The following is a 26242-nucleotide window of genomic DNA, read 5'->3' as shown; positions in this document are numbered from 1 at the left end:
TGCAGTGTTTCTAATTAATTTTATTATGGAGGTATTGTCATGAAAGGTACAGTGAAATGGTTCAACAACCAAAAGGGTTATGGTTTCATTTCTGATGAAACCGGCAATGATGTATTCGTACACTACTCCGGGTTGAACATGGAAGGCTTCAAGTCTTTGGATGAGGGTCAGGATGTTGAGTACGATGTAACTGAGGGATCCAAGGGACCTCAAGCCGTGAATGTAACAAAGATTTAATTTAATGCAATTCTTTTAATCGTAAATTAAATGTACCTTTTATATATTAAATAGCTACATGATTTAGATATCTAAAAGCACTACATGTAATTGAGGTTATGGAAAAGACCAGGTAACTCAGTTATCTGGTCTTTTTCACTTTCCGGAGTTCTATTCATTCTATTGATTCTGTGATGTCTTCGCCATCTTAAACTGGACGTTGACTCCCATGGGGTTAAGCACAATGCCGGCGCTTCCTGCCGGTATCAGGTTCAGGATCTTATCTGCTTCAACTACCATCGCACGGAACTGGTTCTGTCTGTTGAATTTCCCGAATTCCTGGATATCCGTAAAAAGCGGCTGGTACAGCTCTCCGTCCTTCCCCTTAAGCGCCGGAATCCCCTTGTCTTTCCTGACCGCGAAGATAAACCGCCCGCGTCCGAGATGAGCCATCATCTCTTCGTACAATTCCTTCATCTCTTCTGTCATACCTTGTCCGCGGTTCTTGTGAAGTTCCTGCATGAAATAGATCGCCGTAAGGTTCAAAGCCGGGTTCTCCACCCATACCTGACCCTTGGGAAGCTGATCCGGGCTGTTCCTTGAGATCAGTTCATTCAACTGCACCGCAATCCTCTCCGAAGTTCCGTCGTCCACTACGATACAGTTCACCCCCATAGGATACAGGCTTGTGTAAAATATCAGAAAGCTCTTCTTCTCAACCTTAACGGTCTGTACAGGATTCTTCTCAGCTATAAGCGCCGCCATCCTGTTCCTTGCGTCCGCTTCTCTGCAGAATACCAGAATCTGATCGTCATATGTATCAGAGTCACATTCTACATAGGGCAGCTTCGTTCCGCCGGACATCAGAACATAAACCGCCTCCGAACTTCGCAGCTTCTCAAGCGTCTGTTTCCTCTTGTCCACAGCCATCATGCCCTTTCTTTTAATAATTTCTTCGTCAGCTTCTTAGCCTTCTTCTTACACTTGCCGCAGCCTTTTCCGACCTTTGTCAGCTTCTTCACCTGCTTGAAGGAATCGGCGCCGTCTTTCACCGCATCCGCGATATCGCCTTTCGTCACATTCCGGCATGAACAGATCACTTTCCTGCGGTTCATGATTAAAGTACCAGCGACGGTGCGGAGTACACACGCGCCCCAAGCTCATTATCCAGCATATAGAGGCTCTTAGGATCGTCGCCGAACAGCTCGAACTTCTTCACCAGATTATCCGCATTCGTCTCTTCCTCTCCCTGTTCCTTCACAAACCAATCTAAGAACTGCATGGTACGGAAATCCTTCACAGAATATGCCGCATCATAGATGGTGTGGATCAGGCTCGTCACATACTGCTCGTGCTTCAGTCCTTCCGCAAGCACAGCCTTCGCGCTCTCTAAAGAAACTCCCGGCTTGTCGATCGCCTCTAACTCTACCTTCTCTCCGTTATTCTGCAAATACTGGATGAACAGCATGGCGTGGTCTCTCTCCTCCTGCGCCTGGATCTTATACCAGTTGCCAAATCCATCTAATCCGTGGTCATAATAATAATTAGAAAAATCCAGATACAGATATGCAGAATAGAACTCTTTATTCACCTGCTGATTCAGTAATTCTACTACTTTTTTATCTAGCATGCTATATATCCTCCTTTGTTAAATAATACTCGTCTATTATACACGCTGCATAAATGAAAAGCAATAGGGTACGAGAAGTTTCCCGTACCCCTTAGATTTGTTCAGATTTACTGATTGGCGCGATATGCCTCGCCGGCGCTGTATACATCGAAGCCGCTACCCTTCAGGATGTCGACCACCCTCTCAGGAGCATCGCTCTTCAATACTGCCGCAGCGTCATTTCCATTGGCAAATGCATACATATATTCTACGTTGACCTTGCCTTCTACAATCTGATGCATGGCCTTGCTCAACGATCCTGTCGCATGCGGCACCCGAAGCGCTACCACGTCGGTGAGCATCGCCGTAATTCCTGCCTCCTTAAGCGCCTGACGCCCCTTAGCAGGGTCGGAAACGATCATACGCAGCATTCCATAGTCGGAAGTGTCCGCAAGGCTTAGAGCCACGATATTCACATCCTTTTCTGCCAGAACCTTTAATACATCATCAAGACGTCCTTCTCTGTTCTCCAAAAAAACTGACAATTGCTGAATTGTATTGCTTACACCCATGGTATCTACCTCCTCTTACAGCTCTCTGTTATCAATGACACGTTTTGCTTTGCCTTCGCTTCTCTGGATCGTCTTGGGCTCGACAAGCTTCACTCTTACAGATACGCCCAGCGCCTGCTTCAGAACCGCTCCGACCTTATTCTTCAGACTGTCCAGCTTACGGATCTCATCTGAGAAATATTTCTCGTCTACTTCTACCATTACAGTCAGGACATCCAGGTTGTTCTCCCTGTCAACAATCAGCATATAGTGAGGTGCTACGCCGCCGCCCATGGACAGAAGCGCGGTCTCTACCTGTGTCGGGAATACATTGACGCCGCGGATGACCTTCATATCATCCGTACGTCCGGTGAACTTCTGGATCCTTGGAAGTGTTCTCCCACATTCACAGGTACTATGCTCCATACTGGTAAGATCCTTCGTTCTGTAACGGAGAAGCGGCATACCTTCTTTGGCCAGAGTCGTGAATACAAGCTCTCCCGTCTCGCCGTCCCCGCATGCTGACTGGTCTGCCGGGTTCAGGATCTCCGGATAGAAATAGTCCTCATATACGTGGAGCCCCTTGTGATGGATACAATCCATGGCAACGCCCGGTCCCGTAATCTCACACAGACCATAGATATCGAAGCTGTTGATATGTAAGATATCCTCGATCTTCTTGCGCATCTCATCCGTCCACGGCTCTGCACCGTTGATGCTTGCCCTGATCTGAAGACGGTCTACGACTCCGGCTTCCTGCGCCGCTTCTGCAAGATAAAGTGCATAAGACGGCGTACATGCGAATGCAGTCGCACCGAAATCTTCCATACACATCAACTGACGCTTGGTATTGCCGGAAGACATAGGAATCGCCATCGCCCCAAGAGCCTGTGCCCCAAGGTCCAGCCCCATTCCTCCGGTGAACAGCCCGTAACCATAGCATACATGAATACGGTCTGACGAATTCAGTCCCGCCATAGTAAGACCCCTTGCCACGCATTCTCCCCACACGTCCACGTCATTCTGCGTGTATGAGGCAAGGGTAAGCTTACCGGTCGTCCCGGATGTTCCCTGTACCCTGGCGATCTTCTCCTTTGGAACTGCGAGAAGTCCGAAGGGATAATTATCCCTCAGATCTTCCTTGGTCGTAAACGGAAGCTTGGTGATATCTTCGATTCCTTTGATATCGCCCGGCTCTACTCCCAGCTCATCCATTTTCTTATGGTAGAATTCCACATGCTCGTATACATTCTTCACCTGCTTCACGAGACGCTCCCCCTGAAGGGCGCTCATCTCGTCTCTGCTCATACACTCGATCTTCGGATCTCTGATCGTCTCATTCCAGTTCTCTAATGCTATTTTCGCCATATTTTCATACTCCTTTCCCAATCACTCAGACACAAGATGATAGCCCACGTCAAAGGCCTTCTTGTTGATATCGATCGTCTTGGGCGGTACAGTGCGCTCGATCACGTCATACCACTCTTCTACAGTAAAATCCATATGCTGTGCTGCAATTCCCAGGACGATCAAATTGAACACTCTGGGATTGCCAAGCTTCTTCGATTCTTCTGTCGCATTTACCGTATAGACCTTGTAATCTTTTTTCAAAGTCTCAATAATTCCTTCCGGATACTCGGCCGCACCAATCACGACCGGTATCGGATCAATCCGCCAGTCGTTGACGATCAGCGCTCCGTCTTCTTTGAGGAAATGCGCATACCTGAGAGCTTCTAACCTCTCAAAAGCGATCAGCACGTCTGCCTGTCCTTCCTCCACGATCGGCTCCGCCACTTTCTCTCCATAGCGGACGAATGTCACCACGCTTCCGCCTCTCTGCGCCATCCCGTGTACCTCCGAGAGCTTCACATCATATCCGCCTGCGGTGGCAAGCCCGCCCAATATCCTGCTGGTCAGAAGCGTACCCTGCCCTCCGACTCCGACGATCATAATATTCTTCGCCGCCATTATCTGTCACCTGCCTTTACTAATTCTATAGCCCCGAATCTGCACAGATCCATGCAAAGCCCGCAGCCGGTACACATGGTGTCGTCAATACGGATGGTCCCGTTCTCTCTTCTTGTCATGGCGGGACATCCCGGCTTCATACACATGCCGCATTTCCTGCACTTGTCTTCATGTGCGATGTACAACGGTTTCTTTCCTTTGCTGAGCAATACACAAGGCGTCTTCGTGATGATCACAGAGACTTCGTCTCTCGCCGTCTCTTCCTTGATCGTCTTCTCCAGCGTCTCAAGATCGAATGCGTTGACCTCGGTCACATGCTTCACGCCGACAGCCCGGCAAAGCCCCTGGATATCAATAGCATAAGCCGGATCCCCCTGCAGGGTCCTGCCAGTCGCCGCATGATCCTGATGCCCGGTCATTCCGGTCGTCGAATTGTCCAGGATCAGAACCGTACCGGTGGCATTGTTATATACCATGTTCATCAGGGAATTGATACCCGTATGCAGAAAGGTGGAATCTCCGATGGCTGCAACCCAGTTCTTTATGTAATCTTTCCCTTTGGCCTTCTCCATGCCGTGAAGGCTGGAGATGCTGGAACCCATACAGACCGTCGTGTCGACCACGCCAAGCGGTGCAACGGCTCCCAGCGTATAACATCCGATATCTCCCGCCACATGAAGCCCTAACTTCTTCACCACATAGTAGACGCTCCTGTGAGGGCATCCCGGACACAGGATAGGCGGTCTTACCGGAACCTGTGCAGGCGTCTTAAAGTTTGGCTCCTCTCCAAGAACTGCCCTGCGGATCATGTTGGCGCTGTATTCTCCCTGCACCGTGAAGATCTCCTTCCCCACGGCCCTGATTCCCCAGGACTTCACCTGCTCTTCGATCACTGGGTCTAATTCCTCTATAATATATAATTCTTCTACCCTGGAGGCAAAATCTTCGATCAGCTTCCTTGGCAGCGGATTAACCATTCCAAGCTTCAGCACCGAAGCGTCCGGCAGCGCTTCCTTCACATACTGGTAAGGAATCCCGCTGGTAATGACTCCGATCTTCGTATCCTTCATCTCCACCTTGTTAATGGGGAGAGTATTGGCTGCTTCGGCAAGCTCCAGGTTACGCTTCTCTATCTCAATATGCCGAAGCTTGGCATTGCCCGGCATCATGACAGTCTTGCGGATATCTTTCTCATAGGGCTTATCCTCTATTTGCTTACGCTCCCTCAGTTCCACGACTCCCTGGGAATGTGCAAGCCTGGTAGTCGTGCGGAACACGAAGGGACGGTCGAACTGCTCGCTCAATTCAAATGCCTGCTTCATGAACTCCTTCGCTTCTGAACTGTCTGCCGGTTCCAGCACCGGGAGCTGCGCCGCCCGCGCCACCATCCTGGTATCTTGTTCGTTCTGGGAGCTGTAGAGCCCCGGGTCGTCCGCCACTACAATGACAAGACCGCCGTTCACTCCCATATAAGATACCGTGTATGCCGGATCCGCCGCCACATTGAACCCAACATGCTTCATACAGCACATGGCACGCACTCCGACTACAGACGCTCCGACCGCCACCTCGGCTGCTACCTTCTCATTGGGGGACCACTCACAGTACAGATCGTCCTTGTACTGTACCAGATACTCGCTGATCTCGGTACTTGGTGTACCCGGATACGCGGCAGATACCTTGACTCCTGCCTCATAGGCGCCTCTGGCAATAGCTTCATTGCCCAGCATAATAACTTTCTTCATTTCTGACATTCTATCGTCCTTCCTTTCGTATTTCTTAGAAGCCCAAAACATGTTTCTTTGAAACACTTTTTTAGTATAACATATTGCTTTCACGGATTAAATCATTAATTTATAGAATTCAACATTTTTCCTAAATTGAAATTGAAATGGAGAAGCATCTACTGTAGAATATTACGGAGAAACTTTAAGAATTAAGGAGAAACCAAGATGAGAAGAACAGACAGAGAAGTTAAGGATATGGACAGGATTCAGGAGATCCTTATGTCTTGCAAGGTATGCAGGCTTGGAATGACTGACGAGAACAGACGAGTCTATATCGTGCCGATGAACTATGGATTCCGCTTCGAGGATGGCCGTCTTATCCTATATTTCCATGGAGCAAGGGAAGGACGCAAGCTTAAACTGATCAGCTCCAATCCCGCGGTCGGCATCGAACTGGACTGCGGCCATGAGCTTACGGAAGGGACACTGGCATGCCAATATAGTTATCGCTATGCCAGTATCATCGGAAGCGGCAAGGCTGCGATCGTCTCAGAGCCAGACGAGAAGTTAATGGCGCTGGCTGTCATCATGAAGCATCAGACTGGAAGAGACTTCTCAGAATTCGAGACCAATCCCAAGCTTGAGAAGGCCGTTACGGTCATCCGTGTTGACGTGGACGAATATTCCTGTAAGCAGAATATGTAGTCTAATGTTTGAACACAAACACCGGCATGGGAGGATGATTCTCTCTATTGTAATATTCATTTACGATCACCGTATACTCCCTTGCCGGAAGCTTTCTAAGGAATTCCAGGATTCTCTCCTTCTCTTCAAATCCCGTATCGCCTCCGCTGTAGATGCACAGGTTCATCATTCCGCCAGATTTTAATATCTTAAGTCCTTTCTTAATTGCTTCTGCACTGGTCGCAGCGGACGTTGCAATATCATGATCCCCTCCCGGCAGATATCCGAAATTAAAACAGATCACATCCGCCGACTCTGCCCCGGCGTATCTGTCCATATGTTCATGGCCGTCCAGGATCAATTCTGCCAGGTGGCTCATCCCCTGCTCCTTAAGTCTCTCTTCCGTGATCCGAAGCGCTTCTTCCTGGATATCGAACGCCAATACTCTGCCTGCATTCCCCGCGAGACGGCAGAGCATCAGTGTATCGTTCCCTTTCCCCATCGTCGCATCGATATAGAAGCCCCCTGCCTGCGCCTGTGATTTAATGACTTCATGACACCATTCTGTGATACTCTCAATTTCGCCCACCTCATATTTTTTTATTTCTATAGAAATATTATTATTTCTATAGATCGAATAATGACAACTGATTCGACTCCGGCAGTCCTTCCAGGATCCCAAGCTTCACCATATAGTCGATCACCGTCTTACTCGCCTTCGTTCTCTGCCGGAAATCATCCAGCGACAGATATGGTCCGTCCTTCGACGCCTCTTCTACCGCCTCAGCCGCCTTCTCACCCAACCCTTCGATGCTGATCAGCGGCGGCATCAGCTTCCCGTCTACGATCAGGAACTTCGACGCCTTCGCCCGGTAGATATCCATCGGCGTGAAATCATACCCCCTCGCATACATCTCCTGCACGATACGCATATCTTTCACCGTATCCTGCTCCTTCTTGCTAAGCGAATCCGCCCGCCTGTTATATTCGTCGAGATGGTACTTAAGCCTCTCCTTCCCCTGGCACATCAGCTCATAAGAAAATGCATCCGCACGGATCCCGAAATACGCCCCGTAATAGGCTAAGGGATAATTGATCTTACAGTAAGCGATCCGGTAGGCCATCATGACGTAGGCCGCCGCATGGGCCTTGGGGAACATATACTTGATCTTCTCACAGGACCAGATATACCAGTCCGGTATGCCGTTCGCCTTCATATCCTCCTTGAACTGCGGCCACTCCTTGCATTTGCCCTTCGCAACGGTTCCTTTCCTGACCCTCTCCATGATGGTGAAGGACTGCTCGCTGTCCATCCCCTTATTGATCAGATATGTCATGATATCGTCACGGGTACAGATCGCCGTAGAGATCGTTGCCTTCCCGCTCTTAATCAATTCCTGGGCGTTGTTAAGCCACACGTCCGTTCCATGGGACAGCCCAGAGATACGGATTAAGTCTGACAAGGTCTGCGGCTTGGTATCCACCACCATCTGGATAACGAAATCCGTTCCAAATTCCGGGATCCCAAGGCAGCCCACCGGACAGCCGCCGATATCCTCCGGCGTGATCCCAAGAGCCGACGTATCGTGGAACAGAGAGATCACTCCCTTGTCATCCAACGGAATATCCGTCGCGACAAACCGATTGTCCGTCTCGTTGTATTCATTGTCCATCGCGGGTGAATTGATATATTCCTCCAGAGTCTTGATCATAGTCGGATCATCATGCCCCAGGATATCCAGCTTCAGCAGGTTATGGTCGATGGAATGGTAGTCAAAATGCGTGGTCACGATATCCGTCGTCACATCATTAGCCGGATGCTGCACCGGAGTAAAGGTATTGATCTCCTCGCCAAGCGGCAGTACGATGATACCGCCCGGATGCTGCCCGGTACTCCTCCGGATCCCCGTACATCCAAGCACGATCCGGTCGATCTCGCACTTACGCTTCCCCTGCCCCCGCTCGGTAAAATAATTCTTCACATAGCCGAACGCCGTCTTATCCGCCAGCGTTCCAATGGTTCCCGCGCGATATGTCTGACCGGCTCCAAAGATAACCTCTGTATACTTATGCGCAAGGCTCTGATAATCACCGGAGAAATTCAGGTCGATATCCGGCTCCTTATTCCCCTTGAATCCCAGGAATGTCTCAAAGGGGATATCAAACCCATCCTTCTTAAGAGGCTTGCCGCATTCCGGACACGCCTTATCCGGCATATCCCATCCGCACCCTCCGGCATAGGCGCGTACCTCTTCGGAATCAAAATCACTGTAATGACAATGCTCACAATAATAGTGGGGACTTAGCGGATTGACCTCCGTGATCCCCGCCATGGTAGCCACAAAGGATGAGCCGACCGATCCTCGGGAACCCACCAGATAGCCGTCTTCATTTGATTTCCACACTAATTTCTGAGTAATAATATACATCACGGCAAATCCGTTGGAAATGATGGAATTCAGCTCCCTCTCCAACCTCTCCGTCACCACAGGCGGAAGTTCCTGTCCATACATAGAGTGCGCCTTCTGGTAACAGATCTCCCGCAGCAGCTTGTCCGAATCCGGGATCACAGGCGGACATTTGTCCGGACGTACCGGGGTGATCTTCTCCACCATGTCCGCGATCCGGTTCGGGTTGTCGATCACAATCTCCCTGGCCTTGGCAGAACCGAGATATTCGAACTCTTCCAGCATCTCCTCCGTGGTGCGAAGGAACAGCGGAGACTGGTTGTCCGCATCCGAGAATCCCTTGCCCGCCATGATGATCCGCCGGTACACCTCGTCGTCCGGATCCATGAAATGTACGTCGCAGGTCGCCACCACCGGCTTGTTAAAGCGTTCTCCCAGTTCCACGATCCGGCGGTTCAGATCCTTCAGATCCTCTTCATCCTGAACCCTTGTAATCTTATCGCTTGCGATCATAAACCGGTTATTCCCAAGAGGCTGGATCTCCAGATAGTCATAGAAATTCACGATCTTCGCGATCCGCTCCTCCGGCTTCTCATTCAGGATCGCCTGGTACAGCTCCCCCGCCTCGCAGGCGCTTCCGACGATCAGCCCCTCCCGGTACTTAGACAGCTCACTCTTGGGAATCCTTGGACGGCGGGCATAATATTCCAGGTGGGATTTGGAGATCAGCGTATAGAGATTCACCCTTCCCACCTCATTTTTCGCTAAGATGATCACATGATAGGTCGGCAGCTTCTTGACCGCCCCCGCATTATTGCTCCCGAATTGATTCAGCTTCGCAAGGTCTGTAACGTTCCGGTCCCGCAGCATCTCTGCAAACTTGACAAATATCTCCGCCGTAGCCCCGGCATCATCCACCGCCCGGTGGTGATTTTCAAGAGAGATATGAAGAGCGCCCGCGACCACGTTCAGCTTAAACTTGGACAGTGTCGGAAGCAGGATCCTCGCCATCGCAACCGTATCCACCGAAGTGAAATCCGGCACAATGTCCTGATATCTACAGTTCTGCTCTATAAATCCCACATCAAAGGAAGCATTGTGGGCCACCAGCACTGCGTCTCCAACGAATTCCAGAAACTCAGGCAGAACCGTCTCTATATCCGGTGCCTCCAACACCATCTGGTCCGTGATACTGGTAAGCTGAGTGATCTGAAAAGGAATCGGCACCCTGGGATTCACGAAAGTACTGTACCGGTCTGTGATCTTCCCCTGCTCCACCTTCACCGCACCGATCTCGATGATCTTATCCTTGATCGGGCTGAACCCTGTCGTCTCAAGATCGAACACCACAAAGGTACCGTTCAAAGACTGCCCCTTCTCATTGACCGCCACATCCGTCAAGTCGTCCACCAGATAGCCTTCCACCCCGTAGATCACCTTAAAAGGATCGTCCTTATCAAGCCTCTCTATGAAATGGTTCGCGTCTGTGAACGCCTGTACCACACCATGATCCGTGATGGCAAGCGCCTTATGCCCCCAGTCGTGGGCGCGTTTTAATAAGTCCTGCACCTCCGTCACACCGTCCATATCACTCATCTTCGTATGGCAGTGCAGCTCCACCCGCTTCTCCGGCGCCGTATCCTTCCTCGCTTCCGTGAAGTCACTGATCTTCTTGATACCGGCAACTGAAGATACCGTCAGCTCCCCGTCAAATTTGTCAATAGTGGTCACGCCCTTGATCTTCAGGAATGCTCCCATCTTCACCTCTGCCAGAAGATCCGGGAGCATATCATTGCCAATGAACATCTTGACTCCGATCGTATCAGTAAAATCCGTCACCGCAAACATTACGATCGTCTTCTCATTGCGGATCTCTCGGGTATCAAAATGAATCACCTTCCCGCGGAAAGTGATCTCTCCCATCTCGCCCACCACATGCTGAAGCTCGATCGGTTCATCTTCAAAATCCCGTCCGTATACCATATTCGGGTCGTTGGAGCGTTTGGCATAGGAATAGCTGCCCTTTGTTCCTTTCCCGAATCCTGACCGCTGAAACGGCTTTTCCTTCGCGGGGCTTCCCGGCTGACGGTTAGCTGTATCTCCGGCGTTCCCTGCCGCCGGCGCTTTGGATTGACCTGCCGGCTGCGTCCCGGATGCTTTCTCCGCCTTGCCGCCGCCCGCATCCTTTGTCTTCGCCTCTGACGTCTTCTGCGCTTCCCACCCTGCTCTCTCCTCCTGAACAGCCGCGCTCTGCGCAAGAATCGCCTCTACCTCCTGCTTGATCCTCACTTCGTTGTACTTAAGCTTACTTTCTTTAGGTTCCTCGTACAGCACCCGGACCTCTATGGGCCTGCCGAACCTGTGCTGAAACACATCCGTAAGGTAGGCAGTAATAGACTCCTTCTTCCCCTCTGCCACGATAGAATCCCTCAGAGTAAGGCACAGGATATTCCCCTCCCGGAACTCATACTTAGAGTTCTGGAGCATGCTGCGCTCCACTACGCTTCTTCTGTCCAATTCCAGAAGAAAGCTGTCGAAATACTCATTCATCAGATTCTCCGGCGTATACTGCTCCGACAGCTCATATTGCTCCTTCACTTCGATCTGGATATAACTGCGTCCAAATAACTGCTCCTTTAACGCCCGCTCCACCTCGAACACACATTTCTTCGGAATCAGATACCGGCTCAACAGATGCACCTTGATAAAATCCCGGTCCGAATTGGTGGTCACCTTACTGACCTCCACCTCCGCAAAGAGCCTTCCAAGCTCTTCATCTATCTTCAATGTTGGAAATACTTCAAAGAACGATTTACTCATCCCAGTGTAACAACTCCTGTCTCAATGTCTCCAATAGCTGGTCTTCCCTGACCTTCCTGACCACTTCGCCCTTCTTGATCAGCAAGCCCTCGCCGATGCCGCCTGCGATACCGATATCTGCCTCTTTCGCCTCTCCCGGCCCGTTGACCACACAGCCCATGACTGCCACCTTGATATCAAGCGGTATATCCTCCACCATCTTCTCCACCTGGTTGGCAAGGCCGATCAGATCGATCTTCGTCCTCCCGCAGGTAGGGCAGGATACCACCTCGATACCGCCTTTCTTAAGCCCAAGGGTCTTAAGGATCAGCCTGGCAGAGCGGATCTCCTCTGCCGGGTCACCGGTCAGGGAGACCCGGATCGTATCACCGATCCCCTGATTCAGAATCAGACCCAGACCTATGGACGACTTGATATTCCCCGCCAGAAGCGTTCCCGCCTCTGTGATACCCACATGCAGCGGATAGATACATTCCCTGGCGATCAGTTCATGCGCCCTGACACACATCATCACATCCGAGGACTTGATGCTTACCACCAGATTGTCATACCCCATCTCCTCGATCATATGTACCTTGTCCATGGCGCTCTTGACCAGGCCTTCCGCCGTAACGCCGCCGTAACGCGCAACCAACGGCTTCTCCAGGGAGCCGCTGTTTACTCCTATCCGAATCGGGATCTTATATTCCTTCGCCTTATTCACGACAGCCTGTACCCTGTCCGAAGTTCCGATATTGCCCGGATTGATCCGGATCTTGTCCGCCCCGTGCTCGATCGCGGCTATCGCAAGCCGATAATCGAAATGAATATCCGCGACCAGCGGAATATGTATCTTCTCCTTGATCTTCGCCAATGCCTCTGCCGCCTCCATGGTCGGCACCGCACAGCGGATGATCTCGCAGCCTGCCTTCTCAAGCTCCAGGATTTGCGCCGCAGTCGCATCCACATCCTCTGTCTTCGTGTTCGTCATAGACTGGATCGCAACCGGACTTCCGCCCCCGATCTCAACATTCCCGATCCTGATCTTCTTCGTCGCCTCTCTTAACATAGATACCTCCTCATTCTTGAAGAAAAAGGACTGCCGCACTGCCGGACTCAATCGACTCTGGGTGCAACAATCCCTCTTTCATTCATTTACTCTTTTACTAATACAAGCTGTTCTCCATATTCACGTTCTGTCAGTGTCAGCCGTTCCTGATCGACGCTGTAATCGAATGTGGTGACCACCGACTTCAGCGCATTCCTGATCTCGTCTTCCGTATACTGTCCCTGAGACTGATCCGCAAGCTTCTGAAAACCAGATTCATCGGCCATGATCGTAATCGTCTTCTCTTCCTTATTCAGCGTATATCTCATATCCACATCCACACTGGCCGCTTCTTCCGCCTCCGGAATCGTAAATACCAAAGTCCCGTCCTTAGAGATCGACATATCGAAGATGCCGTCTTCATCTGTCCACTCTCCTTCTAAAGGATTCGTTGTAAATAGCTTCATCAGCAACAGGACTGCTCCTACTATGATCAAGACAGATGAAACCGTCATAACGATCCTCCAGACCTGGCTCCTCTTCACTTCGTCATTTTTTGCAATCATCCGCCCATTTCCCCCGCTCTCTTTTCATCCTCTTCATCTATTATATGTGCTTTTTCGTTCAGTGTCAACGGGCAGCGCCCCTATCCTTCCGTCTCCACCAGAAGATAGAAGCCCTTGTCTGTCTTCTCTATCTTCCTGATGATACCCTTACGCGCAAGAATCCTCTCGCTGGTCCTGTAGATTCCGGACATGGCGATGGACGGCTCCACCAGATACGTGTACTGCCCTGTCACAGCGCTCCTCTCACTGATCTCAACCTCCTGGCCCTCTTCCACCAGTCCTTCTCTCTCCATCTTGAATCTGTCCTGTCTCATACACATCCCGCCTTATACATCATTTGACAAATCTATTGTAAATATACGCATTCGCCCTCTTTTCCAGACAATCATCCAACGCTTCCAACTCCGCCTCACCGTATCTGCGCTCCAGCGCCTTCCGGATCAGATAATCACAGACCTGCGGATTCTTGGGGAGCAGCGGACCATGCAGGTAAGTTCCGATCACATTCTTATAGACGACCCCCTCATAGCCGCTCTTCCCGTCATTGCCGGATCCATACAGCACTCTCCCAAAGGGCTTGTTATCATTGATATAAGTACGTCCGCCGTGATTCTCGAATCCCACAACCGGCATATCTGCCAGATCGCTTTGAAGGACAATGTTATCGATCAGACGCCCTTCTTCCTGTTCTGTGTATATATCCACCAGATCGAGGCCCTCGATCGTCCCCGCATTCGTCTTGTAATATTTCCCAAGGAGCTGATAACCGCCGCAGACCGCGATCACAACGCCGTTATCCTCCACATATTCCTTGAACAGTCCCTGGATCTCCAATAGATTCCGGCAGACGATCGCCTGTTCCCGGTCCGAACCGCCTCCAAGGAGCACGATATCCAGCTTCGTAAAATCAATCGCATCTCCCGTATTGAACTCTATCGTCTCCGCTTCTATCCCGCGCCAGATGCACCTCTGCATCATACATGCAATATTGCCCCGGTCTCCATACAGATTCAAGAGATCCGGATAGAGATGCCCGATGGTGATCTTCTTCCCTGTCACATCCGTCACTTCTCTCCCTCCAATCTCTTAAGCACGTTCCTGGTGCCAAAAAGCGCCGTATAATTCACCAGTACATACAGGTTGCCGCAGCCATTGGCAATCCGTTCTCTGACCGCCTTCTCCACATCCGGCTCAAGCATCGCGGGGATATCCACATATTTCAGCCGAAGCCCCATATCATAACAACGGATCCCGCTGACAGTGATACACTCTGTATTGGCCTCCTTAAACCGGTCGAAATCCACATCCCACAGCCAGGAGATATCCGTGCCGTCCTGTGCATTGTCATTGATGACAATGATCACGTCCTTACGTGTCTCATCCTGCATCACCGCAGAAATATTCTGGTTGAAGCCCGCCGGATTCTTGGCAAGATTCAGTACCACCTTCGTACCGTCAATCCCGAATTCCTCCATACGCCCGTTCTCCGGGTTGAATCCTGCAAGCATCGCATTAAAATGCCCCGCATCGATCCCTCCGGTACGGACGGCGGCGTAAGCCGCAAGGATATTGTAGATATTATAGAAGCCTTTATAGTCCGCGTGAAGCCTTCTGCCCTCAACGGTAAATGCAAGCCCCTCGTCCATCTCGATATCCGCTCCGTCATAATCCGGCCTGGGTCTTCCAAATTCACATCCTGTACAGGCGTAATCTCCCAACTGGCTGTAATGATAGAACCGGTATTTAAGCGGCGCGCCGCAGCGCTTACAGAAGCGGCCCTCCCGGATCTCGTGGGAATCCCTGTCGTCTATGACCTGTTCGCTGATCCCGTAGGTGATATATTCATTGCCGCTGTCCATGGCAAGAAACGCAGACAGCGCATCATCCCCGTTGACGATCACCTTCATCTTCGGTGCAGACTGCATCACTTCTCTTAAGATATTCATGGTGATGTCGATCTCTCCATACCGGTCTAACTGATCCCGAAACAGATTCGTAAGCACCATATAATCCGGCTTAAAGTGCGGAAATACCCTTCTTGTGGACGCCTCATCGATCTCAATACAGGCATAATCCGCATTAAGATTACCGCCAATCCCTGCGCTCAAGGCAAATGCCGCCGCCACTCCATTCAGCATATTAGAACCGGTATGATTGCAGACGACACGATACCCCTCTGCCTCGATCGCCGCACAGAGCATGTTGTTCGTCGTCGTCTTGCCGTTCGTACCGCAGACGATGAAGATATCCTTCTTCACCTGGCCTGCAAGCTCCTTAAGGATGGAGGGGCAGATCCGAAGCGCGATCTTCCCCGCCCACGTCACACCCTGCCGATGGAAGATATGGACACTGGCTTTTTCAGTAATTTTCGCTGCCCAGACGGCCAGCATTCTGCGTAGTCTCATAATCTTGATTATTCCCCTGTTTATGATAATTAAACGTACTAATTCTTAAGAAGCGCTTTGATATCTTCCGGATTCGGCATAGAACGGATCGCGCCCTTCTTCATAGTGATCAGTGCGGCCCCTCCGTTGGCATAGGTAAGGATATCTCCCAATACCTCTTCCGTCAGGTTCTCAAGCCCATGCGTCAGGACACCGTTGATCGCACAGCCGCAAAAAGTATCTCCCGCTCCCGTCGTCTCAATAGCCTTCACGGTGAATCCTTCGCGCTCCACACGCAGATCCTTATAGTAAGCCCGGCTTCCTTCCTTCCCCATCGTCAGGAAGATAAGAGGGATATGGTATCTGTCCTGAAGATAGCGGATCCCCTCATCATAGTCCTCCTTGCCGGAGATAAACTGAATCTCGTTATCGGAGATCTTCAGCACGTCACAATATTCAAAACCATACTCCATCTGCTCCTTCGCCTCATCCAGGGATGACCAGAGAGGCGGACGAAGATTCGGATCAAATGTAATCAGACATCCCGCTTCCTTCGCAACCTCCAGCGCCTTCTTCGTTGCCGTCTTCACCGGCTCGTCCGTCATAGACAACGTACCGAAATGGAACACCTTCGACTGGCGGATCAAGTCATAATCCACTTCACCCTCTGCCAGCATCATATCTGCCCCCGGCTTACGGTAGAAAGAGAACTCCCTGTCCCCGTCCGGAAATGTATGTACGAACGCCAGCGTCGTATGGATCTCCTTATCCAGTATCAGCCCCTTCGTCTCGATCCCAAGCTCATCGATCGTCCCCTTAAGCAGACGCCCGAACTGATCCTCCCCCACCTTGCCGATAAATGCGGTCTTCCTCCCAAGCTTGTTCAGCATCGCAAGTACATTGCACGGAGCGCCGCCCGGGCATGCCTCAAACAGATTATTCCCCTGGTCACTCTGCCCGTTCATCGTAAAATCAATCAACATCTCACCCAATGCGGTTACGTCATATAACTTGTCCATATCACAATCTCCTTATCTATTTCAATGTTTGTAATTATTTTAACATACCTTGGGCAAAAAATACAGATAGACTTTCCTTTCCGCATACTTAATAAAATGCAAAGCCCGATTACAAGCTTTGCATTTTTGATTAATCTATTTAACCCAGCACATGCACCCCGCCGAGAAGTACATAAGAGATAAACCACATGATCACCGTCGCCATACAGATCCCAAGGATCACCGCCGGGAACGCCTTCTTGAACTTCACGCCAAGCAGCGCCGCAATCAGCGACCCCGTCCATGCTCCGGTTCCCGGAAGCGGAATCCCCACGAACAGCACCAATCCCCAGAACTCATATTTCTCGATCTTGTCGCTCTTGCTCATGGCCTTCGATTCCAGCTTATCCACCATAGGCTTGAAGAGCTTCGTCCCCTTCATCCATTTGAAAACAGGCGTGATCAGAAGCAGGATAAACGGCACCGGAATGATATTCCCTATGATACAGAGCGGTATCGCCTTCGCCACCGGAACACCAAGCAGCGGTCCTGCAACCAGAAGCGCGCCTCGAAGCTCCAGGATCGGGATCATCGATATGATGAATACGATCGCTTCCTTTCCAACGCTCCCGCCCAAGACGTCGATAATACTCTGTACTAAAGATTCTGTCATAATCTCCTCCTTATTTCACTCCCATATATTTTTCAAGGAAACGGAACAACTCCTCCATCTCTTCCCTGGTCCCGATCGTGATCCGCATATACTGCTCGATCCGCTCGCTCCCCCAGTACCGGACATAGATCCCGTTCGCCTTCATCTCCTCGAACAGCTCCTTCGCATCATAGTCCGGATGCATGGCGAAGATAAAGTTCGCACTGGAATCAAGGCAGATAAAGCCAATCCTGGCAAGCCTATCCTTCGCCCATTCCCTCGTCTCTATAATCTTACGGATCCCTTCTTCGAAATATTCCCGGTCTTTCACCGCTTCCGTACCGCACACAAGCGCCGCCTGGTTCATGGTATAAGAATTAAAGGAATACTTTGCATCATTCAAATACTTGATCAATACCGGATTACTGATGGCATAGCCGATCCGCATGCCCGCCATGGATCTCGCCTTGGAGAAGGTCTGCACCACGATCAGATTCTCATACTTATCAATCAATTCAAGCGCAGAACGGCCCGCAAAATCAATATACGCCTCATCCACGATCACGATCACGTCCGGATTCGCCCGAATGATATCCTCCACGAAATCCAGCTCCTCGTAAATAGCCGTCGGCGCATTGGGATTCGGGAATATGATCCCTCCGTTCTCCTTATAATAATCTTCCTTCACGATCCGGAAGTTCCCGTCAAGCCTCTGGCATTCATATGGAATCCGGTAAAGCTCGGCCCAGACCTTGTAGAAAGAATATGTAATATCCGGGAACAGGATCGGCTTCTTGGAGTTAAAAAACGTCAGGAAACACATGGACAGCACATCATCAGAACCCACTCCCACGAATACCTGGTCCCGGTCCACATGGTAGAATTCCGCAAGCGCTTCCACCAGCGGCCCGCAGGTCGGGTCCGGATAGAGCCTGAACCGGTCCGTATCCATCTTCGCAAGCGCTTCCGTCACCTTAGGGGACGGCGGATACGGGTTCTCGTTGGTATTCAGCTTGATCACTTTATTCTGGGGCTGCTCCCCCGGCACGTAAGGCTCCACCTTACGGATATTATTCTCAAATGCTCTCATAACTTAAAAATACTCCCCGGCTAATTCTCTGAATTTCGGCAGAGAATTCACAATAGTCTCATAAGCCACACAGTACGCAAGCCTTACATAGCCCGGACATGCGAAGGAACTTCCCGGAACCAGCAGAAGGTTATACTTCTTCGCCGCCGCACAGAACTCCTTCTCATCCGCCGCGGGAGATTTCACGAAGAGATAGAACGCCCCCTGCGGCTTGATGCACTCGAAACCGTACTCCCGCAAGCCATGATACAGTGTCTCTCTGTTCCTGTCATAGTAAGATATATCCGTCTTCTCATTGATACACTTGGCAACCACCTTCTGCTGCAGAGTCGGTGCGTTGACGAATCCCAGGATACGGGTCGCCACATTGGCCGCCGCAAGCACATCCTCACTGTCCTTCACCTCATCCGGTATCACCAGGTAGCCGATACGCTCTCCCGGCAGGGACAAGGACTTACTATAAGAATAGCCCACGATGGTGTTGTCATAATATTTCGTAAGATACGGTACCCTGACCCCATCGTACACAAGCTCACGGTAGGGCTCGTCCGAGATCAGATAGATCTCTGTCCCGTATTCCTTCTGCTTTGCCTCCATGATCGATGCCAGCTTCTTGATCGTCTCTTCCGAATAGACCACTCCCGTCGGGTTGTTCGGTGTGTTCACGATCACCGCCTTCGTCTTCGGCGTGATCTTCTGCTCGAATTCATCAAGCTTCGGCTGAAAATCAACGGTATTCGGGGAAACCTCCACCAGCACACCGTCATAATTATTCGTATAAGAGCGGTATTCACCGAAATAAGGCGCAAACGCGATCACCTCGTCCCCCGGATTGATCAGGGTCTTCAAGATCACATTCAATCCGCCCGCCGCGCCCACGGACATCACGATATTCTTCCCTTCGAATTTCGTCCCAAACCGCTCGTTCAATGACTTCGCTACCGTCTCCCGCACATCCGCATAACCGGAATTGCTGTTGGTGTATCCGTGAAGGACCACCGGGTCATTCTCATCTAATAACTCTATGATCGCTTCCTTAACCGCCTCCGGCGCCGCCACATTGGGATTCCCAAGGCTGAAATCAAACACATTCTCGGCTCCGTAGATCTGCGCAAGACGGTTTCCCTCTTCAAACATTGCCCGGATGGCCGAACTGTTCGCCACCATATTCTTCATCTTCTCTGCTATCATATTCTTCTCTCCTTTGCCGGCGGATCCTGCTTCCTGCAGGAATTATGCCGGCGTGATCTCAGTCACATCGCCCTTCTCCACCATGAAGACCGGACGATAAGACAGCTTCGCCTTCCTCAAACCTTCCGCACCTGTATCCTCTTCTCTGTTCACGTAAGGATAATCCATACACTCATGCTCTACGAACTGCTGGTTGATCATCGGATATGCACCCTCCACATCCGCGAATGCCTTCTCGATGTGGACTACGAACGTATCCGAACAGACCGGTTCCCCGATGGTAAATGCCACCACTTCCCCGTCGATCTTCAAGATACCGCCCTTTAGCTCCAGCTCCTCAAACAGACGCAGGGCGTTCATCGTAACACAGATCTCTCCCCGCTTCTCGGGGTCGTCCTCACATCCATTCTGATCCCGCCACTTAAGCGCCATCTGGAAGCATTCTTCCACGTTATCCTTCGTGATGGCCTCGTAGGACCAGCGATCGCCGTACAACGCCTTGAACTTGTTGATATGATTGCGTTTGCCGTGCAGCTTCTTCCCGGACAAAGTCGCAAGCTTCTCAGACTCATAGACATAGTCCGCACTGTCCCTGTTATATTCGATCTGGAATCTTCCGGGATACCACTCTTCCAACTGTGCGAAATTATCCGGCGTCAGATTATACATCTGAAACGGCGCTCCATGGGCCTTGCTGTATTCCATCAATACCTCAAGAGCCTTCTTCACATCCGAAGGCTCTCCTGCCGGATAGGCAAAAGCCAGATGCTCCTCGTCCTCACTCTTGAATACCAGCGCATTCTCTACAATCGCCCATTTGACCGGATACTGTCTGGACCATAAGTATACATTGGCAAATGTCCTCTCGCAGCTCCGGCTCGTATGATGAGCAAAATAATGACTGATGGTATCTTTATCTTCTAATTCAGCTCTTTTAAATTGTACCTCTTCCATCCTTAACCTTCTCTTATCTATCAATTTACAGATCCCTGCACTCCAATATACCTTGCCGGTCCACACAGGATCGCGCACCCGAAAGCAGCAGCCTTACATATCCGGCTCAGAATCCTCTGCGCCGCAGGTAATATACAATCCGGAATTCTGCTCTTCTTCCCCGGCCCTGGCAAGCCTGTCCTCTCTGGCAAGCACCGTCGATACACACATCATGCAGACTATGATGACGATCAGCATCGAAGCCTGCATTCTCTTATGAAATTCCATCTGTCTCTCTCCTTCAAAAGCCGCCAATAGTCCCGGCGGCCTCTTATATATTCTCAAAATTACGATGGTACAATGCTTCGTAGATTCCTTTCTTCTGAAGCAATTCCTCATGTGTACCTTCCTCTGCGATCCCGTCCTCCGTCAATACCAGGATCTTCTGTGCATTCTGGATCGTCGTGAGCCTGTGGGCAATCACAAACGTGGTCCTCTGTCTTGCCAGGCCTTCCAGCGATCTCTGCACCACCTGCTCGCTCTCGTTATCCAGAGCCGAAGTCGCCTCATCGAAGATCAGGATCGGCGGGTTCTTCAGAAATACTCTCGCGATTGACAGTCTCTGCTTCTGCCCGCCTGAGAGCTTCACGCCCCTCTGTCCGATATCTGTATGGTAACCATGGGGCAGCCCCATGATAAATTCATGGGCGTTGGCATTCTTCGCCGCCCTTACGACCTCCTCATCCGTCGCATCCATCCTGCCGTAGCGGATATTGTCAAGCACCGTTCCCGCGAACAGATACACATCCTGCTGGACGATCCCCACATTGCTGCGCAGATCATCAAGCTTCATATCCCGGATATCTATCCCATCGATCGTGATCGCTCCCGAGGACACCTCATAGAATCTGGGGATCAGGCTGCACATCGTCGTCTTGCCAACCCCGGACGGACCTACGAGCGCCATGTAATCTCCCTCATCCACCTTAAGATTAATGTGGTTCAGCACCTTCTCATTCTGCTCCTCATACTGGAAAGACACATCTTTGAATTCGATCTCGCCTTTCATCTGCCCCACCGATACCGCCTCCGGCTTATCCTTGATATCCGGTGCGATCGAGAGGATCTCAAGGAATCGCTCAAATCCAGAATACCCGTTCTGGAACTGCTCTGTGAATGTGACCAGTTTCTTGACCGGATCGGTAAAATTATTGATATACAGAAGGAATGTAATCAGGTCTGTCAGCGTCACCGCCCCATCCAGCATCATGCAGACACCCACGACCAGGACCACCACCGTGATCAGCGTGCTCATAGCTCCAAGACCGGAATTATAGATTCCCATATACTTGTAGCTGACCTTCTTCGCCGCCACGAAGTTGTCATTCCCTCTCTTGAACTTCTTCATCTCTTCGCGTTCATTAGCAAATGACTTCACCACGCGGATCCCTGACAGGCTGTCCTCGATCTGGCTGTTGATCTCAGCGATCTTCTCACGGTTCCTCTGGAATGCCTTTCCCATCTTACCGTTATAGTAGAACGCAAATGCCGCCATCACCGGAATAAACGCGAACGCCACAAGCGCCAGCTTCACATTGACCATCAGAAGGATCGTAAACGAACCAATGATCTTGATCACGGATATGACCAGATCCTCCGGTCCGTGATGCAGAAGCTCGCTGATATCGAACAGGTCGCTTGTGATCCGGGACAGGAGATGCCCTACCTTCTGATTATCATAGAACGCGAAAGTAAGCTTCTGATAATGCCCGAAGATATCCCTGCGCATATCCGCTTCCATCATCGCCCCCATGATATGCCCGAAATACGCAATATAAAAATTGCAGAAGATCTCCAGCAACACCAGGGCGACCATCAGTGCACCGAGCTTAAGGACCGAAGCCCTGGCCCCGGCCGCGTCAAAATAAACGACCTCATTGGTGATATATCTGACCACCAACGGTATGATCAGCGTTACCGCAGCCCCCAGGATCGCAAAAAACATATCGCTGTAGAACAGCTTCTTATAGGGGCCGTAGTAAGCAAATAATTTCTTTAATTTTTCCTTCATCTAATAATTCATTCCTTATTCATTCATATTCGCCAGCTTCGCGCTCTGGTCCGCAGCGATGCAGGCGTCAATGATCTCCTGGATATCCCCGTTCATGATCTTGTCAAGCTTGTACAAGGTCAGACCGATCCTGTGATCCGTCACGCGCCCCTGCGGGAAATTATAAGTACGGATCTTCTCTGATCGGTCTCCGGTTCCAATCTGGCTCTTTCTCGCCTCCGCCTCGGCGTCATGCTGCTTCTGGCATTCCAGATCATACAGCTTCGCGCGGAGCAATGCGAATGCTTTGTCCTTATTCTGCAATTGTGACTTCTCCGTCTGGCTGTAGATTACGATCCCCGTCGGATAATGGGTCAGACGAACGGCCGAATCCGTGGTATTGACACACTGTCCGCCGTTACCGGATGCTCTCATGACATCAATCCTGATGTCCTTCTCGTCAATCTGGATATCCACTTCCTCCGCCTCCGGCATCACCGCTACCGTAATCGTAGACGTATGGATACGTCCGCCGGACTCCGTCTCAGGCACACGCTGTACACGGTGCACCCCGGATTCGTATTTCATCACGGAATAGGCCCCGTTCCCATTGATCATGAAGGTCACATTCTTCATGCCGCCGATCCCGATCTCTTCACACTCTACCAGCTCTACCTTCCAGCGCTTGCTCTCCGCATAATGCAGATACATACGATAGATCTCTGCGGCAAATAACGCCGCCTCGTCACCGCCCGCGCCTGCACGGATCTCCACGATAACGTTCTTATCGTCATTGGGGTCCTTGGGGAGCAGCAGTATCTTAAGCTCGCGCTCTAATTCCTCCACCCTTGCCTTCGCATCGTTCAGTTCTTCCTTCGCAAGCTCGCGCATCTCTTCATCCGACTCCTCCTCCAACATCTGAAGGCTGTCCTCAATCGTCTGCTTACACGTCTTATATTCCTTATATGCCTCAACGATCGGAGACAGGTCGTTCTGTTCTTTCATAAGTTTCCGGAATCTCTTCTGGTCATTCGCCACATCCGGTTCCTGAAGCTCACTCAATATCTCTTCCATACGAATGAGCAGATCCTCTAATCTGTCAAACATGATCTATCCTCCTAAAATATCTTCTCAATCGTTATTACCTTCCAACACTTCAAATCCACGCCTGTCAAATACGCTACAGGAATCCGCTCCCGCAGACACTTCTTCTATTGTATACACCTGCGGCTACCCGGTCAAGACCTGACAGGTCTTTTTTTATCGTCACATTCTCATATCCATGCTCTGTCATAAGCTCCGCCACGTCCTTTCCCTGGTCCCACCCGATCTCAAATATCAGGCTTCCCCCGTCCTTTATAAAGGAAATGCTGTCTTTCACGATCCTTCTGTAGAAATATAATCCGTCCTCCCTGCCGTCTAACGCGATCCGCGGATCATGAAGGCGTACTTCATCCTGAAGGGTCTCAATCTCGGCAGTCCGGATATAGGGCGGGTTAGACACGATCACATCATAACATGGTCTGTCAAACTGTCTGTTCTCATCATCAGACAACCTATCAAACAGATCAGACTCTATCCACTTGGCATCCACTTCCAGACGCTCTGCATTCTTTCTTGCAACCGCAAGCGCCTCCCCCGATATATCGCAGCCTGTTCCCTCTAACTGCGGACACAGCTTCATGATACTCAACAAGATACAGCCGGATCCGGTACACATATCCAGTACTTTCACCTTACGTTCCTCTTCACACTCGATCCCTGCAATGTTGTCCGCATCCCTTCCAGACTCCTCTGCTCCCCGTTCATTCCCGCGAAGCTTCGCCCGGATGAACTTCACTGCTTCCTCCACAAGAGTCTCCGTGTCCTGGCGCGGAATCAATACATGCTCATTAACATAGAAGGGATACCCCATGAATTCCTGTTCCCCCGTAATATGCTGAAGCGGGATCCGCTTCTTACGCATCCCGATATAATGAAGATACTGCTCTGCCAGGGGTTCTTCGAGAATCCGCTCCGGTTCTCCATAATAAGCCGCCCGGCTGATACCGGAAGTGTATTCCAACAGATACCAGGCGTCAAGCGCCGCTTCTTCGACACCGGCCGCTTCTAATTCTGCCCTTCCCGTCTCAATGATCTGCCGCAGTGTGAAAATTCTCTGCCTCATATGCTCTCCAATCAAATACAGCCTCCACCGCCTGGATCGCCACCTCTATCATGCCGTCGTCCGGCTCCTTCGTCGTCAGCTTCTGGATGGCAAGCCCCGGTCTGCTGAACAGATTCACCACCGGATTCTCACTGCGCCCCGCAAGCTTCAGGAATTCATAGGAGACTCCCGCGATCACCGGCAGCAGCACAATCCGGATCACGATCCGCATAAGCGGAGTCTCTGCCCGGACTAACAGCAGCATGATAATGCTGATGGCAAGCACCAAGAACAGGAAGCTGGTCCCGCATCTCTTATGCTGTCTGGAGCTGCTCCTTACATTCTCCACCGTGAGCGGAAGCCCGTGCTCAATACAGTTGATACACTTATGCTCTGCACCGTGATACATGAAGGTTCTCTGAATATCCTCCATCCGGGAGATCAGAAGCACATATAATATGAAGATACCGATCCTCACGAATCCCTCGATCACGGTACGCACACCGTAAGAAGGGATATAACTCTTAAGCAAAGAAGACAAGAAATAAGGAAGTACCATAAAAATAGCCACCGCCGCGACCAGCGAGAATGCCACCGTCACTCCCATCAGCAGGCTCTCCTTCTTCTCCTGCCTGGACGCTTCCTTCTCCGTCAGCTCTTTCTCTTCTTCATCCTCATAGAAGCTGGCAGAATAGGTCAACGTCTTCATCCCCAGCACCATCGAATCTATGAAATTAAAAACACCCCGTATAAATGGGATCTCCGTCAGCTTCTTCCATCTGTATACAATACTCCTATATGTCTCCTTCTGAACGAAGATCTCCCCGTCTGGCTTACGGACCGCAACGGCATAATCATCCTTATGCTTCATCATGATCCCTTCCAGCACGGCCTGACCGCCTATGTTAGATGATTTCATCCTAATACTCCTTATAGAAAAGGGTTGAGATCATACAACCTCAACCCGATACCTGCTTTTTTATTTACCCATTCCGTATTTCTTATTGAACTTGTCAACACGGCCGCGAGCCTGAGCTGCTTTCTGCTGTCCTGTGTAAAAAGGATGGCACTTGGAACAGATCTCTACGTGGATATCTTCTTTTGTTGAACCTGTTACAAATGTGTTGCCGCAGTTGCAGGTCACTGTTGCCTGATGATATGTTGGATGTATTCCTTCTTTCATGATCTTCACCTCTTCTTTATTTTCGCGAGCGTTATACGC

General features: G+C 50.7%; 27 protein-coding genes. 2 read left to right on the top strand and 25 right to left on the bottom strand.

Annotation, left to right across the window (positions count from 1 at the left end):
• The first annotated feature begins 39 nt into the window (after window positions 1-39).
• The gene (locus tag VSQ62_RS08970; RefSeq protein WP_334634411.1) at window positions 40-237 is read left to right on the top strand and encodes a cold-shock protein; all 198 of its coding nucleotides are present in this window, start codon (window positions 40-42) and stop codon (window positions 235-237) included.
• Between the two features lie 159 nt (window positions 238-396).
• On the opposite strand, the gene VSQ62_RS08965 is transcribed toward VSQ62_RS08970, so the two are convergent.
• The 7 genes from VSQ62_RS08965 to iorA all read right to left on the bottom strand — a co-directional run bounded on the left by VSQ62_RS08965 (window position 397) and on the right by iorA (window position 6098).
• Window positions 397-1146 (bottom strand): SseB family protein, encoded by a 750-nt coding sequence (locus VSQ62_RS08965; protein ID WP_334637611.1) that lies wholly within the window; start codon window positions 1144-1146, stop codon window positions 397-399.
• Window positions 1146-1331 carry a (2Fe-2S)-binding protein gene (locus VSQ62_RS08960; protein ID WP_334634409.1) on the bottom strand — a complete coding sequence of 62 codons (186 nt, stop codon included), beginning with the start codon at window positions 1329-1331 and terminating at the stop codon, window positions 1146-1148. Before VSQ62_RS08960 ends, VSQ62_RS08965 begins: the two co-directional genes overlap by 1 nt.
• A 2-nt stretch (window positions 1332-1333) precedes the next feature.
• Window positions 1334-1846: a ferritin gene (locus tag VSQ62_RS08955; protein WP_334634407.1), complete on the bottom strand. Its 513-nt coding sequence runs from the start codon at window positions 1844-1846 to the stop codon at window positions 1334-1336.
• Window positions 1847-1953: 107 nt separating this feature from the next.
• A complete protein-coding gene (locus VSQ62_RS08950; protein WP_334634405.1) occupies window positions 1954-2397 on the bottom strand; it encodes an ACT domain-containing protein in 444 nt (147 codons plus the stop codon).
• Between the two features lie 15 nt (window positions 2398-2412).
• Window positions 2413-3744 carry a phenylacetate--CoA ligase family protein gene (locus VSQ62_RS08945; RefSeq protein WP_334634404.1) on the bottom strand — a complete coding sequence of 444 codons (1332 nt, stop codon included), beginning with the start codon at window positions 3742-3744 and terminating at the stop codon, window positions 2413-2415.
• 21 nt (window positions 3745-3765) lie between these two features.
• Window positions 3766-4344 carry an indolepyruvate oxidoreductase subunit beta gene (locus VSQ62_RS08940; RefSeq protein WP_334634402.1) on the bottom strand — a complete coding sequence of 193 codons (579 nt, stop codon included), beginning with the start codon at window positions 4342-4344 and terminating at the stop codon, window positions 3766-3768.
• On the bottom strand, window positions 4344-6098 hold the full coding sequence (gene iorA / locus VSQ62_RS08935; protein WP_334634400.1) for an indolepyruvate ferredoxin oxidoreductase subunit alpha: 1755 nt from the start codon (window positions 6096-6098) through the stop codon (window positions 4344-4346). Before iorA ends, VSQ62_RS08940 begins: the two co-directional genes overlap by 1 nt.
• A 198-nt stretch (window positions 6099-6296) precedes the next feature.
• Here iorA and VSQ62_RS08930 point away from each other — a divergent pair, with 198 nt between their 5' ends.
• Window positions 6297-6776: a pyridoxamine 5'-phosphate oxidase family protein gene (locus VSQ62_RS08930; RefSeq protein WP_334634398.1), complete on the top strand. Its 480-nt coding sequence runs from the start codon at window positions 6297-6299 to the stop codon at window positions 6774-6776.
• A 1-nt stretch (window position 6777) separates the two neighbouring features.
• Here VSQ62_RS08930 and mnmM read toward each other — a convergent pair whose 3' ends face one another.
• The 18 genes from mnmM to rpmE all read right to left on the bottom strand — a co-directional run bounded on the left by mnmM (window position 6778) and on the right by rpmE (window position 26203).
• Window positions 6778-7359 (bottom strand): tRNA 5-(aminomethyl)-2-thiouridylate-methyltransferase MnmM, encoded by a 582-nt coding sequence (mnmM, locus tag VSQ62_RS08925; RefSeq protein ID WP_502957814.1) that lies wholly within the window; start codon window positions 7357-7359, stop codon window positions 6778-6780.
• A 22-nt stretch (window positions 7360-7381) separates the two neighbouring features.
• Window positions 7382-11983, bottom strand: a complete 4602-nt coding sequence (locus tag VSQ62_RS08920; protein ID WP_334634394.1) for a PolC-type DNA polymerase III — start codon at window positions 11981-11983, stop codon at window positions 7382-7384.
• Entirely contained in the window at window positions 11976-13031 is a 1056-nt protein-coding gene (gene ispG, locus VSQ62_RS08915; RefSeq protein WP_334634392.1) for a flavodoxin-dependent (E)-4-hydroxy-3-methylbut-2-enyl-diphosphate synthase, read from the bottom strand. Before ispG ends, VSQ62_RS08920 begins: the two co-directional genes overlap by 8 nt.
• A gap of 86 nt (window positions 13032-13117) precedes the next feature.
• Window positions 13118-13576 carry a hypothetical protein gene (locus tag VSQ62_RS08910; protein WP_334634390.1) on the bottom strand — a complete coding sequence of 153 codons (459 nt, stop codon included), beginning with the start codon at window positions 13574-13576 and terminating at the stop codon, window positions 13118-13120.
• An 80-nt stretch (window positions 13577-13656) separates the two neighbouring features.
• Window positions 13657-13890, bottom strand: a complete 234-nt coding sequence (locus tag VSQ62_RS08905; RefSeq protein ID WP_334634389.1) for a hypothetical protein — start codon at window positions 13888-13890, stop codon at window positions 13657-13659.
• A gap of 19 nt (window positions 13891-13909) precedes the next feature.
• Window positions 13910-14644, bottom strand: coding sequence for a type 1 glutamine amidotransferase (locus VSQ62_RS08900; RefSeq protein ID WP_502957732.1), 735 nt, complete (start codon window positions 14642-14644; stop codon window positions 13910-13912).
• A complete protein-coding gene (locus VSQ62_RS08895; RefSeq protein ID WP_334634388.1) occupies window positions 14641-15981 on the bottom strand; it encodes a MurT ligase domain-containing protein in 1341 nt (446 codons plus the stop codon). Before VSQ62_RS08895 ends, VSQ62_RS08900 begins: the two co-directional genes overlap by 4 nt.
• A gap of 38 nt (window positions 15982-16019) precedes the next feature.
• Window positions 16020-16979: a carbohydrate kinase family protein gene (locus VSQ62_RS08890; RefSeq protein ID WP_334634385.1), complete on the bottom strand. Its 960-nt coding sequence runs from the start codon at window positions 16977-16979 to the stop codon at window positions 16020-16022.
• A 139-nt stretch (window positions 16980-17118) separates the two neighbouring features.
• Window positions 17119-17631 carry a COG2426 family protein gene (locus VSQ62_RS08885; protein ID WP_334634384.1) on the bottom strand — a complete coding sequence of 171 codons (513 nt, stop codon included), beginning with the start codon at window positions 17629-17631 and terminating at the stop codon, window positions 17119-17121.
• Window positions 17632-17641: 10 nt separating this feature from the next.
• Entirely contained in the window at window positions 17642-18700 is a 1059-nt protein-coding gene (gene hisC, locus VSQ62_RS08880; RefSeq protein ID WP_334634383.1) for a histidinol-phosphate transaminase, read from the bottom strand.
• 3 nt (window positions 18701-18703) lie between these two features.
• Window positions 18704-19891 (bottom strand): pyridoxal phosphate-dependent aminotransferase, encoded by a 1188-nt coding sequence (locus tag VSQ62_RS08875; protein WP_334634382.1) that lies wholly within the window; start codon window positions 19889-19891, stop codon window positions 18704-18706.
• Window positions 19892-19933: 42 nt separating this feature from the next.
• A complete protein-coding gene (locus VSQ62_RS08870) occupies window positions 19934-20845 on the bottom strand; it encodes a DUF2156 domain-containing protein (protein WP_334634380.1) in 912 nt (303 codons plus the stop codon).
• 93 nt (window positions 20846-20938) lie between these two features.
• Window positions 20939-21112 carry a hypothetical protein gene (locus VSQ62_RS08865; RefSeq protein WP_334634379.1) on the bottom strand — a complete coding sequence of 58 codons (174 nt, stop codon included), beginning with the start codon at window positions 21110-21112 and terminating at the stop codon, window positions 20939-20941.
• A 43-nt stretch (window positions 21113-21155) separates the two neighbouring features.
• The gene (locus VSQ62_RS08860; protein ID WP_334634377.1) at window positions 21156-22895 is read right to left on the bottom strand and encodes an ABC transporter ATP-binding protein; all 1740 of its coding nucleotides are present in this window, start codon (window positions 22893-22895) and stop codon (window positions 21156-21158) included.
• Between the two features lie 15 nt (window positions 22896-22910).
• Window positions 22911-23981, bottom strand: coding sequence for a peptide chain release factor 1 (gene prfA / locus VSQ62_RS08855; RefSeq protein ID WP_334634376.1), 1071 nt, complete (start codon window positions 23979-23981; stop codon window positions 22911-22913).
• Between the two features lie 73 nt (window positions 23982-24054).
• Window positions 24055-25041 carry a peptide chain release factor N(5)-glutamine methyltransferase gene (gene prmC / locus VSQ62_RS08850; RefSeq protein WP_334634375.1) on the bottom strand — a complete coding sequence of 329 codons (987 nt, stop codon included), beginning with the start codon at window positions 25039-25041 and terminating at the stop codon, window positions 24055-24057.
• Window positions 25004-25939 carry a DUF1385 domain-containing protein gene (locus VSQ62_RS08845; protein ID WP_334634374.1) on the bottom strand — a complete coding sequence of 312 codons (936 nt, stop codon included), beginning with the start codon at window positions 25937-25939 and terminating at the stop codon, window positions 25004-25006. Before VSQ62_RS08845 ends, prmC begins: the two co-directional genes overlap by 38 nt.
• 60 nt (window positions 25940-25999) lie before the next feature.
• Window positions 26000-26203 (bottom strand): 50S ribosomal protein L31, encoded by a 204-nt coding sequence (gene rpmE, locus VSQ62_RS08840; protein WP_159752550.1) that lies wholly within the window; start codon window positions 26201-26203, stop codon window positions 26000-26002.
• Window positions 26204-26242: the final 39 nt, after the last annotated feature.

Origin of the sequence: Sporofaciens sp. JLR.KK001 (assembly GCF_036941055.1) — a bacterium.
GTDB lineage: Bacteria > Bacillota > Clostridia > Lachnospirales > Lachnospiraceae > Sporofaciens.
This window is presented reverse-complemented; position numbering and strand designations above follow the sequence as displayed.